Source organism: Paraburkholderia sp. RL17-380-BIE-A (assembly GCF_046028085.1).
In the GTDB taxonomy this organism is placed as follows: domain Bacteria; phylum Pseudomonadota; class Gammaproteobacteria; order Burkholderiales; family Burkholderiaceae; genus Paraburkholderia.
Window position 1 is genome coordinate 35088 of record NZ_JARESQ010000020.1, and the last position, 13039, is coordinate 48126.

At 61.7% G+C, this 13039-nt stretch carries 11 protein-coding genes; 8 read left to right on the forward strand and 3 right to left on the reverse strand.

Features of this window, described 5'->3' with window-relative positions; translation table 11 throughout:
• Positions 1–169 precede the first annotated feature (169 nt).
• The 3 genes from rplQ (at position 170) to dsbD (ending at position 2939) form a co-directional block, all read left to right on the forward strand.
• A complete protein-coding gene (gene rplQ, locus P0D68_RS28310) occupies positions 170–562 on the forward strand; it encodes a 50S ribosomal protein L17 (RefSeq protein WP_006052227.1) in 393 nt (130 codons plus the stop codon).
• A gap of 174 nt (positions 563–736) precedes the next feature.
• Entirely contained in the window at positions 737–1069 is a 333-nt protein-coding gene (gene cutA, locus P0D68_RS28315) for a divalent-cation tolerance protein CutA (protein WP_408301844.1), read from the forward strand.
• Complete coding sequence (gene dsbD, locus P0D68_RS28320) at positions 1062–2939, forward strand: protein-disulfide reductase DsbD (RefSeq protein ID WP_408301846.1); 1878 nt, start codon at positions 1062–1064, stop codon at positions 2937–2939. The genes cutA and dsbD overlap by 8 nt, the downstream gene beginning before the upstream one ends.
• Positions 2940–3384: 445 nt before the next feature.
• Here the strand turns inward: dsbD and hemB are convergent, their stop codons facing one another.
• Together hemB and yihA are read right to left on the reverse strand one after the other, a co-directional pair.
• On the reverse strand, positions 3385–4383 hold the full coding sequence (gene hemB, locus P0D68_RS28325) for a porphobilinogen synthase (protein ID WP_091798361.1): 999 nt from the start codon (positions 4381–4383) through the stop codon (positions 3385–3387).
• 250 nt (positions 4384–4633) lie between these two features.
• Positions 4634–5287, reverse strand: a complete 654-nt coding sequence (gene yihA, locus P0D68_RS28330) for a ribosome biogenesis GTP-binding protein YihA/YsxC (protein ID WP_408301849.1) — start codon at positions 5285–5287, stop codon at positions 4634–4636.
• Between the two features lie 265 nt (positions 5288–5552).
• Between yihA and P0D68_RS28335 the strand changes: the two genes are divergently transcribed.
• From P0D68_RS28335 to msrQ, 5 genes are all read left to right on the forward strand, one after another.
• Positions 5553–6206, forward strand: coding sequence for a c-type cytochrome (locus P0D68_RS28335; RefSeq protein ID WP_091798367.1), 654 nt, complete (start codon positions 5553–5555; stop codon positions 6204–6206).
• 122 nt (positions 6207–6328) lie between these two features.
• Complete coding sequence (locus P0D68_RS28340; protein WP_408301852.1) at positions 6329–8551, forward strand: cytochrome c biogenesis protein ResB; 2223 nt, start codon at positions 6329–6331, stop codon at positions 8549–8551.
• Positions 8552–8555: 4 nt separating this feature from the next.
• The gene (ccsB, locus tag P0D68_RS28345) at positions 8556–9767 is read left to right on the forward strand and encodes a c-type cytochrome biogenesis protein CcsB (RefSeq protein WP_408301854.1); all 1212 of its coding nucleotides are present in this window, start codon (positions 8556–8558) and stop codon (positions 9765–9767) included.
• A 197-nt stretch (positions 9768–9964) separates the two neighbouring features.
• On the forward strand, positions 9965–10960 hold the full coding sequence (gene msrP, locus P0D68_RS28350; RefSeq protein ID WP_408301856.1) for a protein-methionine-sulfoxide reductase catalytic subunit MsrP: 996 nt from the start codon (positions 9965–9967) through the stop codon (positions 10958–10960).
• Between the two features lie 11 nt (positions 10961–10971).
• On the forward strand, positions 10972–11673 hold the full coding sequence (gene msrQ / locus P0D68_RS28355; protein WP_408301858.1) for a protein-methionine-sulfoxide reductase heme-binding subunit MsrQ: 702 nt from the start codon (positions 10972–10974) through the stop codon (positions 11671–11673).
• 103 nt (positions 11674–11776) lie between these two features.
• Here the strand turns inward: msrQ and lysA are convergent, their stop codons facing one another.
• Entirely contained in the window at positions 11777–13039 is a 1263-nt protein-coding gene (lysA, locus tag P0D68_RS28360; protein ID WP_408301860.1) for a diaminopimelate decarboxylase, read from the reverse strand.

Here is a 13039-nt window from a genome sequence, read left to right on the forward strand (position 1 = left end):
CCCGGGGCAGAACCCCGTCGCTGCACTGGCAAAGACGCGGATTTTCCTTTAAAATCCGCGTCTTGTCTTTTTTCACTACCGGCCCGTGCACTCGCTACCGTTGGGAAACCGCGGGAAGTTCGAGAGCGATAGAAGAGCTGGACCAAAACTTTGAATCGAAGGAATTAACATGCGTCACCGTCATGGTTTGCGGAAACTGAACCGCACGAGCAGCCACCGTCTGGCAATGCTCCGTAATATGTCCAACTCGCTGATCGAGCACGAAGTCATCAAGACCACGCTGCCGAAGGCGAAAGAACTCCGTAAAGTCGTCGAGCCGCTGATCACGCTCGGCAAGAAGCCGTCGCTGGCAAATCGTCGTCTGGCATTCAACCGCCTGCGCGATCGTGACTCGGTCACGAAGCTGTTCGAAGTTCTGGGCCCGCGTTACGCTACCCGCCCGGGCGGCTACCTGCGCGTGCTGAAGTTCGGCTTCCGCGTTGGTGACAACGCTCCGATGGCACTGGTCGAACTGCTCGACCGTCCGGAAGTTGAAGAAGTCGAAGTGCAAGAAGCTGAGTAAGCTTTTTAGCATCAAAAGAAAGCCAGGCGCCAAGCCTGGCTTTTTTGTTTCCAGCGCCATAACGCGCGCGCCAGAATGCGGTGCGCGCGGCCATCTGCCGCATCGCCGTCTGCGGTAGGGCAAGGCTAGGTGATACGATATCGGCACCTGAATCGTGCCTGGCCGGAGCCATCTGTGAGCGTGAATGTGACCTTGATTCTGACGACGGTGCCTGACGCGGCCGTGGCTCAGAAGCTTGCTGCGGATGCCTTGGCCACACGGCTATGCGCCTGCGTCACGCAGCTAGGTGCCGTGCAGTCCAGCTACCACTGGCAGGGCGCGATCGAAACGGCGCACGAGATCCAGTTGCTGTTCAAGACTAGCGCGGCGCGTGCGCTTGAACTGGAGCAGTTCATTCAGGCTCACCATCCCTACGACACGCCGGAGATCCTCTCGTGGCAAGCGACGGCATCGGCCGCGTACGGCCAGTGGATCACTGCTGAAACTCAACGTACCCTCCATGTTTAACGGTCTCGACCGACGCGCGCGCAATGCGCTGCGTACGCTATTTTTCCTAGTTGGTTGCGTGTTTTTTGCGCAGTTCGGCACGCTGGCTCGTGCTGCGGATGACTTCCTTGATCCGGCGGTCGCCTTCAAATTCAGCGCGAAGGAGAGGCCCGGCGAAGTCGAGGTGACCTACAAAATCGCGGATGGCTACTACATGTACCGCGAGCGCTTCGCCTTCGCGACCCGCAACGGAACGGCCACGATCGGCGAACCGCGATTGCCCGCGGGGCACGTCAAGTTCGATCAGACCTTTAACAAGGACGTCGAGACGTATCGGAACGAGTTGACGATCCGGATTCCCGTTAAGCAAGCGGCCGGACCATTTGATCTGGCGGTGACGTCGCAGGGTTGTGCCGATGCGGGCATCTGCTACCCGCCGATGGAGCGCGTGTACCACGTCAGCGGCGCGGCTCTGCAACCGGCTGGCAGCGCGCAAGGCCCGAGCGCCAATGGTGCGCAACAATCGGCCGCCGCAAGCACCTCATGGTTTGAGCGTGCCACCAGCGCGGACTACGCGCAGTCGCTGCTGCAAGGCGGCGGCTTCTTCGCGATCGTCGGACTTTATTTCATCGCCGGCGCAGTGCTGAGTCTGCTCCCTTGTTCGTATCCGATGATTCCGATTCTTTCGGCGATCATTATCGGAGAAGGCGCGCGAGTGACACGTGCTCGCGGATTTTCGCTGTCGGCGGCCTACGTGATCGGTATGGCGCTCGTGTACACGGCGCTTGGCATAGGCGCGGCACTGATCGGGCAAAGCCTCGGCGCGTGGTTGCAGAATCCGTGGGTGCTGGGTGCTTTTGCCGTGCTGCTGACGGTTTTCGCGCTGACCCTGATCGCCGGCTTTGATATCGCGCTTCCGCAGCGTTGGCAGGACGGCGTCTCGCGCGCATCGGCGGGACGCTCCGGAGGCAAGTTTGCAGCGGTTGCCGTGATGGGCGCGCTGTCCGCACTGGTGGTCGGCGCCTGCATGACCGCTCCGCTCTTCGCAGTGCTGGCGTTCATTGCGCATACGGGCGACGCGCTGCTCGGCGGCGCGGCACTATTTTCGATGGGACTTGGCTTGGGCGTGCCGCTGCTGATTCTCGGTCTTGGCGCGGGCACGCTGTTGCCGCGCGCCGGCGCATGGATGGACGGCGTCAAGGTGTTCTTCGGCGTGGTGCTGCTCGCGGCGGCGCTGTGGATCGTCTGGCCGGTGCTGGGCGCGGCGGCGACCATGCTCTTGAGCGCGCTCTGGTTGCTGGTCGCCGCTGTCTCCCTCGGTTTGTTCGCGGCACCGGCCGCGCAGGCTTCCGTGTGGCGCCGGCTCGGCCGCGGTATCGGCGTCGCGCTGGCCGTCTGGGCAGCGGTCCTGCTGGTCGGGCTGGCGGCGGGTTCATCGGATCCTCTGCGCCCGCTTGCCGTCCTGGCGGCGCGCGGCGGCGAGGCGGGCGTCGCGGGCGCTTCGAAAAAGCCGGGCAGCGCGCCGCAGAGCGATCTGACGTTCGCCCAGGTTCGGTCATCGAATGAACTCGACGAGGCTGTCAAAACGGCTGCACAGCCCGCTATGCTCGATTTTTACGCCGACTGGTGCGTCAGCTGTAAAGAAATGGAGAAATTCACCTTCAGCGACGCTCGTGTCCAGGCGAAATTGAAGCAGATGAATCTGCTGCGCGCCGACGTCACCGCCAATAACGCCGACGATCAGACGTTGCTCAAGCGTTTCAGCCTGTTCGGGCCGCCGGGGATCATCTTCTTCGATCGGAGTGGCAAGGAAGTGCTGCGCGTCGTCGGATATGAGTCAGCGGATAAGTTCTTGCGCAGTCTGGACCGGGCGCGTGAGCCCGGGGCATGACGGCTTATGAGGGGCGCGCTACGGCGCCTGGCGTGTCTGCGGTAGTCAGCGGCACGCGGTGACGGCACGGCGCGTCTTGCAGTCGAGGCGATAAAAGCCGAAGCGGATCACCACGATCGCTGGCTGGTCGACAGCCGGCCTATCGCTCAATCGGATCTCGGTTCTGATCCGCGGCCGGTTGGAGTTTTTCCTGAAACGGGGAATTGAGCGCGCAACGCAGCGGGTCGAGTTGAATGTCGAAGGCAAGACGATCGCGGTCGAATTCGATTAGCGAGAAATTCGATTAGCGAGTACCCATGCACCATGAGACGCGAACTAACCATGACTTCGCAGAGACTGACGGTGCGCGCCGACTCAAGCGCCAAACAAAAAACGGAGGCTCGACTCACCGGCTGGCCTCCGTTTATCCCAACGCCTGAGCCGCCGCGAAAGGCGGCGTGTCGGGTTACTTCTGCGAACGCAAAATCCGCGCGGCATCCAATGCGAAATAGGTCAGCACACCATCCGCGCCGGCCCGCTTGAACGCCAGTAGCGATTCCATCATCGCCTTGTCATGATCGAGCCAGCCGTTCTGCGCGGCCGCTTTCAGCATGGCGTACTCGCCGCTCACCTGGTACACGTACGTCGGGAACTGGAACTCGTCTTTCACGCGGCGCACGATATCCAGATACGGCATGCCTGGCTTGACCATCACCATGTCCGCGCCTTCGTTGATGTCCGCTTGCACTTCGCGCAGCGCTTCATTCGAATTGGCCGGGTCCATCTGGTAGGTCATCTTGTTGCTTTTGCCGAGGTTCGTGGCGGACCCTACGGCATCGCGGAACGGGCCGTAAAACGCCGACGCGAACTTGGCGGCATAAGCCATGATGCGAGTGTGGACATGATCTTCGCTTTCGAGCATCTCGCGGATGGCGCCGATGCGGCCGTCCATCATGTCCGACGGCGCGACGATATCGACGCCCGCTTCAGCCTGTGCACGTGCCTGCTCGACCAGAATCTCGACTGTCTCGTCGTTGATGACGTAGCCGGCTTCGTCGAGCACGCCGTCCTGGCCGTGGCTCGTGTACGGATCGAGTGCGACATCGGTCAGCACGCCCAGTTCGGGGAAGTTCTTTTTGAGTTCGCGAACCGCGCGCGGAATCAGACCGGCCGGGTTGGTTGCTTCGCGGCCGTCAGGCGTTTTCAGTGCAGGTTCGATGGCGGGAAACAGCGACAGCACCGGCACGCCCAATTCGACGCATTGCTCGGCCACGCCCATCAGCAGATCCACCGAGACGCGCTCGACGCCCGGCATCGACGGAACGGCTTGCCGCACGTTCGTGCCTTCGACGATAAAGACCGGGTAGATCAGATCGTTGGTGGTGAGGATATTTTCCCGCATCAGACGACGCGAGAAGTCGTCGCGGCGCATGCGGCGCGGACGGTGGTGGGGATAGAAGCTCATAGACGAATCGAAGAAACGTGGATGTGTGGAGTGGCCAAGTAACGCCTGTCTCCGCTGCCGGAAACTTTTCGAGACAATGGTATATCATACCGATCGAGCAAGGCGCCTTGCGCTGACCTCCCCGCTTCTCCTCCCTGAGCGGGTGCCTGTCGTTTTTTCGATTAGGCTGTTTGACCCGCCGTTAAAGCGGCGGGTTTTTTTATGGGCGGCCGCAATAGCGTTTTCTCCTATCCGGCAGCGCTCTCCTCGCTTACTGAGGGGCGTCTGATTCGCCCTTCGCGTCGGGGATCAGCCAGCTTTCGATCAACTCGTGCGCCTCGTCGATACCGACGCGTTTGAGCGCCGAGAACAACTGGGCAGTCAATTCTCCGCGATAGCCGGCGGCGCGATATTCAGCCAGACCTTTCTGAGTCGCGCGCAGCGCATTCACGCTTTCCTGACGGGTCAATTTGTCGCACTTGGTGAGCAGCGTGTGGATCGGCTTGCCGGTCGGCGCGAACCACTCGATCATGCGGCGATCCAGATCCGTCAGCGGGCGGCGCGAGTCCATCATCAGGATCATGCCGCGCAATTGCGAGCGCGACTGCAGATAGGTGGACAGCAGCGCTTCCCAATGCGCTTTGGCCGCCCCCGGCACTTCCGCGTAGCCGTAGCCCGGCAGATCGACCAGATGCGCGGTCGGCTCGTCCGCCTTGCCCACCGAAAAGTAATTGATGTGCTGCGTACGGCCCGGCGTCTTGCTGGCGAAGGCCAGCCGCTTCTGATTGCACAGAATATTGATGGCCGTCGACTTGCCTGCGTTCGAGCGCCCCGCAAAGGCGATCTCGGGTTGCGAAGTGGCCGGCAGATCACGCAAGTGATTGACGGTCGTGAAAAAGCGGGATTGGTGGAGCAGGAAGGACATGATCAGGCCAGGATTCGAGACGCCGGGGAACCCGGAGTGGGGACGGGTCAAGCCCGACTGGCGTCTTAGCGATTAGCGAGTTATTGTACAATACGATGGTTTACTGAAAACCTGAGGGGGCCAGCCCACGTGCCTTGGCGGCTCCTGGCGGTCACTCGGTCGCCGTCGTATTTTGCAAAACCTTCAAGAAAAACGCCGGGCCTGGCGCGATGCGGCAGGTTTGGGGGCTCTCTAAAAATCCCACAAGACGAGACAGGGTGTGCGAATGAATCGACTGAGCAAGACTCTGATGGTGCTTCATGTAGCGGCAGGTCTTTCAGGTTTGGCAATTCAGGCACGAGCAGCAGATCCGGCAAAGCCGGACGTCAATCGGGGGCAGGCAATCGCGGTGCAGGTTTGCGCGTCGTGTCACGGCGCGGACGGCAACAGCGCCGGCGGCGCGTATCCGAAGCTGGCGGGCCAACACCCTGAGTATCTCGTCAAGCAGCTCAAGGATTTCAAAACGCAGCCGGGCGCCAAGCAGCCGGCGCGCAACAATGCGATCATGGCGGGCATGGCGGCGGCGCTCTCCGATCAGGACATGGTCAATGTCGCGGCTTATTTCGCGGCGCAGACCCCGAAGCCTGGCTATGCGCACAACAAAGACACCGTTCCGCTAGGACAGAAGATTTATCGCGGCGGGATTGCCGACAAGGGCGTACCGGCATGTGCAAGCTGCCACGGGCCGACCGGTCAGGGAATTCCGTCGCAGTATCCGCGGCTGTCGGGACAGTGGTCGGAATACACGGTGGCGCAGTTGCTGGCGTTCACGCAAGGTCCTGGCGCACGTAACAACAACGAGGCGATGCATGCCATTGCAACGCGTCTGTCGGACAGCGAGATCAAGGCTGTAGCCGATTACATCGCGGGCTTGCACTAGGAATAGGAAGCCCGCACGCAAGTGCAACCGGCCCGGCGAGGCCGGTACAAAACAAGAAAAGGGTGGGGGCGTCGTGCCTACGACAGCCCTTCACCCTTTTTTGCTGTTCAGTCGGAGTATGAATGAGCGTCACCACGTCGGGTTTGCAGTCGAAGTCGGGCAATCGCATTACGCGTAGCGTCATCGAAGTCTTGAGCTCGATGCGTTTTGCCATTTCGTTGCTCGTGATTCTGTCGATCGCCAGCATTATCGGCACCGTCCTCACGCAGGACGATCCGTATCCCAACTACGTCAATCAGTTCGGCCCGTTCTGGGCGGACATCTTCCGCTCGCTGAGCCTGTACACGGTGTACAGCTCGTGGTGGTTCATGCTGATTCTCGGCTTCCTGATGGTGTCGGTGTCGCTGTGCGTGATCCGCAACGCGCCGAAAATGGTCGCCGACGCGAAGAGCTGGAAGGACAAAGTCCGCGAAGGCAGCTTGCGCGCGTTCCATCACAAGGGCGAGTTCGCGGTGCAGGGCACGCGTGCAGAGACCTCGGCCGCGCTCGCCAAACTCTCGGGCAAGCTCGGCTACAAGTTCGTCACGCGTGAGTCCGAAGGCGCGACCCTGATCGCCGCCAAACGTGGCGCGTTGACCAAGTTCGGCTACATCTCGGCTCACCTTGCGATCGTGGTGATCTGTCTGGGCGGGCTGCTCGACAGCAATCTGCCGATCAAGCTGCAAATGTGGCTGTTCGACAAGTCGCCGATCCGCGCCAACACGGTGATCAACGAGATTCCACCGGAACACCGTTTGTCGCAATCGAACCCCACGTTCCGCGGTTACGCATGGGTTCCGGAAGGGCAGCACGTTTCCACGGCGATTCTGAACCAGCCGGACGGCTCGCTGATCCAGGACCTGCCGTTTTCGATCGAGCTGAACAAATTCATCGTCGACTATTACTCGACGGGCATGCCGAAGCTGTTCGCGAGCGACATCGTGGTGGTGGATCACAAGACCGGCGCGCGCGTGCCGGCCCGCGTCGAAGTGAACCAGCCGTTCACCTACGACGGCGTGTCGATCTATCAGTCGAGCTTCCAGGACGGCGGCTCGCAAATGCAGATGACGGCCTTCCCGATGAGCGGCGCCAGCGCGAAGAGCGCGCCGTTCGGCGGCACGATCGGCGGCAATGCGCCGTTGAGCACGGCCACGCCGCTTGCGGACGGCCAGACGGTGGAATTCACCGATTTCCGCGCGATCAACGTCGAAAACATCCAGAACGGCAGCGGCCAGACCGATGCGCGCGGCGTCGCGGCGCACCGCACGTTGAAAGAAGCGTTCGACGAGCGTCTCGGCTCCGGCGCCAAGACCTCGAAGCCGCTCGATCTGCACAATGTCGGCCCGTCGGTGCAATACAAGGTGCGCGACAAGGACGGCCAGGCGCGCGAATACAACAACTACATGCTGCCGGTGGACGTCTCGGGCGAAAAGATGTTTCTCGCCGGCATGCGCGTGAATCCGGACGATCCGTTCCGCTACCTGCGCATTCCCGCCGACAGCGGCGGCACGGTCAAGGACTGGATGAATCTGCGCGCCACGCTGGAGGATCCGGCCATGCGCGCCTCGGCCGCTCACCGTTTCGCGCTGCGCTCGGTGCCCGGTTCGAACACCGAATTGCAGCAGCATCTTGAAGAAAGCGCGTTGCGCGTGCTGACCCTTTTTGCTGGCGCGGATAACAGTATCAAGATGCCGAACGGCCAGCCGGTCGGCGGCTTCCAGGCGATTGCCGGCTTTATCGACCATTCGGTGCCGAAGGGCGAGCAGGAAAAGGCGGCCGGGTTGCTGCTGCGCATGCTGGAAGGCTCCACGTGGGATCTGTACCAACTGTCCCGCCAGCAACTCGGCGAGCCCGAAGCGGTGGCCAATGCAGACGCCAGCCGCTTCATCCAGAGCTCGATCAACGCGATATCCGACAGCTTTTTGTATGGATCGCCGGTCTACTTGCAACTTGACTCCTTCAAGCAGGTGCAAGCTTCGGTATTTCAGTTGACGCGCGCGCCGGGCAAAAAAGTCGTGTATCTTGGCAGCCTGCTCCTCGTGTTGGGCATCTTCTCGATGTTCTACGTCCGCGAACGGCGCCTGTGGTTCTGGCTCAAAGACACCGATCACGGCACGAACGTCGTGATGGCGATGTCGAGCGCGCGCAAGACGCTCGATTTCGAGAAAGAGTTCGTTCAGACGCGCGACGCCGTAGGCGCCGCACTGGGCGCCAAACTCACTGAAGCATCCGACGCCGCCAGCGCTTCCGACAAATCCGGCAACGCCGGCGCGCCGTCCGCAAGCTCACAAGATTCGACCCGGTAAGATCATGGACTTGACTCAGGTTTCCTCCTCCTCCTCTTCACCCTCGCGGCCCAAGAAGGCGCCCGCGAGTGAAGCGCCCAACCTCGCCCAGTACGACGAGCGGCCATTTCTGAAACGGCTCGGTATCGTCGACTGGCTGTTTGCCCTCGCGATGGTCGCGGGCGCCGGGTTTGCGCTGTCGCGCTACCACCCGTTCATGAATTACTACGACAAGCTGGTGCTCTGCTGCGCCGTGCCGGTGTTCGTGGTGCTCGGCTGGCGCTGGAAACCGGTGCGCCCGCTGATGGTGGGGATCGCGGCGCTGTCGCTGCTGGCCATCCAGATCTATCACGGTGATCTGAGCCGCGCGGACAACGCGTTCTTCCTCAAGTACTTCCTGTCGAGCCAGTCCGCGATTCTGTGGATGAGCGCGCTCTTCGTGTTCGCCACCGTGTTCTACTGGATCGGCCTGCTGTCACGTTCGCCGACCGGCGCGGCGATCGGCTCGAAGATGACGTGGGCGGCGGTGCTGATGGGCTTTGTCGGCCTGATGGTGCGCTGGTACGAGTCGTACCTGATCGGCGCGGATGTGGGCCATATTCCTATCTCGAACCTGTACGAAGTGTTCGTGCTGTTCAGCCTGATCACGGCGCTTTTCTACCTGTACTACGAGCAGCACTACAACACGCGCGCGCTTGGCGCGTTCGTGCTGCTGGTGATCAGCGCCGCGGTCGGCTTCCTGATGTGGTACTCGGTGGCGCGCGACGCGCAGCAGATTCAGCCGCTGGTTCCTGCGCTGCAAAGCTGGTGGATGAAGATTCACGTGCCGGCCAACTTCATCGGTTATGGCAGCTTCGCGCTATCGGCCATGGTGGGCGTCGCGTATCTGGCCAAAGAGCGCGGCGTGCTGGCTGACCGCCTGCCGGCGCTCGAAGTGCTCGATGACGTGATGTACAAGTCGATCGCCGTCGGTTTTGCATTCTTCACGATCGCGACGATTCTCGGCGCGCTGTGGGCCGCTGAAGCCTGGGGCGGCTACTGGAGCTGGGACCCGAAGGAAACGTGGGCGCTGATCGTCTGGCTGAACTATGCAGCGTGGCTGCATATGCGCCTCATGAAGGGGCTGCGCGGCGCGGTCGCGGCATGGTGGGCGTTGACCGGCCTGCTGGTGACGACCTTCGCCTTCCTGGGCGTCAACATGTTCCTGTCCGGCTTGCATAGCTACGGCAAACTGTAAGATTTGCCGCTCTGAACCGACAGAAAACCGCCGTGTGCTGCGCACCGGCGGTTTTTTTGTGGCTGGCGGAATATTCGCTGCATCCAGAGTGTTCGCCCTGACAGTACCTATGGATGACGGGACGGACGCCCGGACGAGCGATCATCACTATGGCCCCGTAAGATGCATAGACCGATGGGCCGGCAAGGAGCACCACGATGTGGATCAAGCGTAGCGACAGAATTCAACTCAACGGCGACGACATTGCGCGCAGCGAAATCACGCCGCAGCGTGTCTTTCAGAACCGGCGGCGCCTGTTGCAGGCGGCCGGCGCGGCGGCGCTCGGCAGTTTGATCGGCGTGAACGGCGAGGCGCTGGCGGCTTACACGTCGCCGGACCCGAAGGCGCAAAAGCTGGTGGCGAAAACCAACACCCGATTCGTCGCGCTCGACAAGATCACGCCGTACAAAGACATCACCACGTATAACAACTACTACGAATTCGGCACCGACAAGGCCGATCCCGCGCACAACGCCGGGACGCTGCGGCCGCATCCGTGGAAGGTGAGCGTCGAGGGCGAGATCAAGAATCCGAAGGTCTACGACATCGACGAATTGCTCAAGCTCGCGCCGCTCGAAGAGCGCGTGTACAGGTTGCGCTGCGTGGAAGGCTGGTCGATGGTGATTCCGTGGATCGGCGTGCCGCTTTCGGAGTTGATCAAGCGTGTGCAGCCGACTGGCAACGCCAAATACGTGCAGTTCATCACGTTGGCCGATCCGTCGCAAATGCCCGGGCTGTCGACCCCCGTGCTCGATTGGCCGTACTCCGAAGGTCTGCGCATGGACGAAGCGATGAATCCGCTGACGTTGCTCACCATGGGCCTCTACGGTCAGGTCCTGCCCAATCAGAACGGCGCGCCGGTGCGCGTCGTGGTGCCGTGGAAATATGGGTTCAAGAGCGCGAAATCGCTGGTGAAAATCCGTTTCCTCGACAAGCAGCCGCCGACCAGTTGGAACACGTATGCGTCGAACGAATACGGCTTTTATTCGAACGTGAATCCGAATGTCGATCACCCGCGCTGGAGTCAGGCGACCGAGCGGCGTATCGGCGAAGACGGTTTCTTCACACCCAAGCGTAAGACGTTGATGTTCAACGGTTACGGCGATCAGGTCGCATCGCTTTATCAGGGCATGGACCTGAAGAAAAATTTCTGAGCGACGCGAGCATGGCTTCCGATACGGATACGCAACCTGTTACCCAGACCGAACGCATAGCGCCACGTGCGCAGGCGTCCGCGTCGAACGCGAAGCGGGCGGCAACCGGGGCGCGCTGGATCGTGCCGGCCAAAGTCGTCGTATTCATCGCGGCGTGGTATCCGCTTGCGCGTATCGTGGTGTTCGGCTTGACTGACCGGCTCGGTGCGAATCCGATCGAGTTCATCACGCGTTCGACGGGTCTGTGGACGCTCGTCTTTCTCTGCATCACGCTGGCCGTGACGCCGTTGCGGCGGCTCACCGGCGTCGCCGCATTCGTGCGCTTTCGCCGGATGCTCGGGCTCTACGCGTTCTTTTACGCGACGCTGCATTTCACCACTTACCTGTGGTTCGACAAGTGGTTCGATGTCGCCGAGATTATCAAGGACATCGGCAAGCGGCCGTTCATCACGGTGGGCTTCGCGGCATTCGTGTTGCTGATCGTGTTGGCCGTGACGTCACCGCGCGCGATGGTGCGCAAACTCGGGCGCCGCTGGCAGATGCTGCATCGGTTCATCTATGCGATCGGTGCGCTCGCGATCCTGCACTTCTGGTGGATGAAGGCGGGTAAACACGATCTGATCTTGCCGAAGATTTACGGTGCGATCATGGTGGCGTTGCTCGGCTGGCGTTTGCTTGTCTGGTTGCGTGACAGGATGTCAAAGGCGCGTTGACTCGCCACGGACGCAGCGGTCGATCACGCAAACAAAAAAGAGGCGATGCCGCAGTGGCATCGCCTCTTTTACGTTGCGCAACGATTGACGCGAAGTATGACGTTTACGCCGGCAGAATCGTTTCGCCCGCAAACAGCTGTTGCACCTCTTCGCGCGCGCGAACCACATGCACCTGTGTACCATCAACCATCACCTCGGCCGCGCGCGGACGGGTGTTGTAGTTCGAGCTCATCACAAAGCCGTATGCGCCGGCCGAGCGGATCGCCAGCAGATCGCCCGGTTCGACCGCCAGCAGGCGTTCGCGGCCGAGCCAGTCGCCGCTCTCGCAAACCGGACCGACCACGTCGTACACATGAGCCGGCACATCGCGCTTCACGACCGGGTCGATTGCGTGATACGCCTCGTACATGGCAGGGCGCGCCAGATCGGTCATGGCCGCGTCGACGATCGCGAAATTCTTTTCCGCGCCCGGCTTCAGAAACTCGACGCGCGTAAGCAGCACGCCGGCGTTGCCGACCAGCGAGCGACCTGGTTCGAAATACACTTCGCGATGGCCGTGGCCGCGCGCTTCGATGCGATCGAGCACGGTGCGCACGAACTCGCCGATTTCCGGCGGCGTTTCGTCGTCGTACGTGATGCCGAGACCGCCGCCCACGTCGATATGGCGAATCTTCACGCCGTCCTGCTCGATCTGCTCGACCAGTTCCAGAACCTTGTCGACCGCGTCCAGATACGGCGAGACCTCCGTGATCTGCGAGCCGATATGGCAGTCGATACCGACCACCTCGAGATTCGCCATCGCCGCGGCTGCCTGGTACGTGGCGCGCGCGTCTTCGAAGGCGACGCCGAACTTGTTCGACTTCAGTCCGGTGGAAATATAGGGATGCGTCTTAGCGTCGACGTCCGGATTCACACGCAGCGAGACGGGCGCCTTCTTGCCCATTTCGGCGGCGACCGCATTCAGGCGGTCCAACTCAGGGATCGATTCGACGTTGAAGCATTTCACGCCGGCTGCGAGTGCGTCGCGCATTTCGTCCGCGTTCTTGCCGACGCCGGAAAACACGGTGTTTTCCGCTTTGCCGCCGGCGGCCAGCACGCGTGCCAGTTCGCCGCCCGAAACGATGTCGAAGCCGGCACCGAGGCGCGCGAACACGTTCAGCACCGCGAGGTTGCTATTGGCCTTGACGGCGACGTGCACGCTCGCGCGGCGGCCGGCGCAAGCACCTGCGTAGGCGTTCCACGCAGCGGTGAGCGCGGCGCGCGAATATACGTAGAGCGGCGTGCCGAACTGCTCGGCGAGAGAGACGGCGGACACGCCTTCGGCGTGCAGCACGCCGTCAACGTAGTCAAATGCGGATCGAGTCAT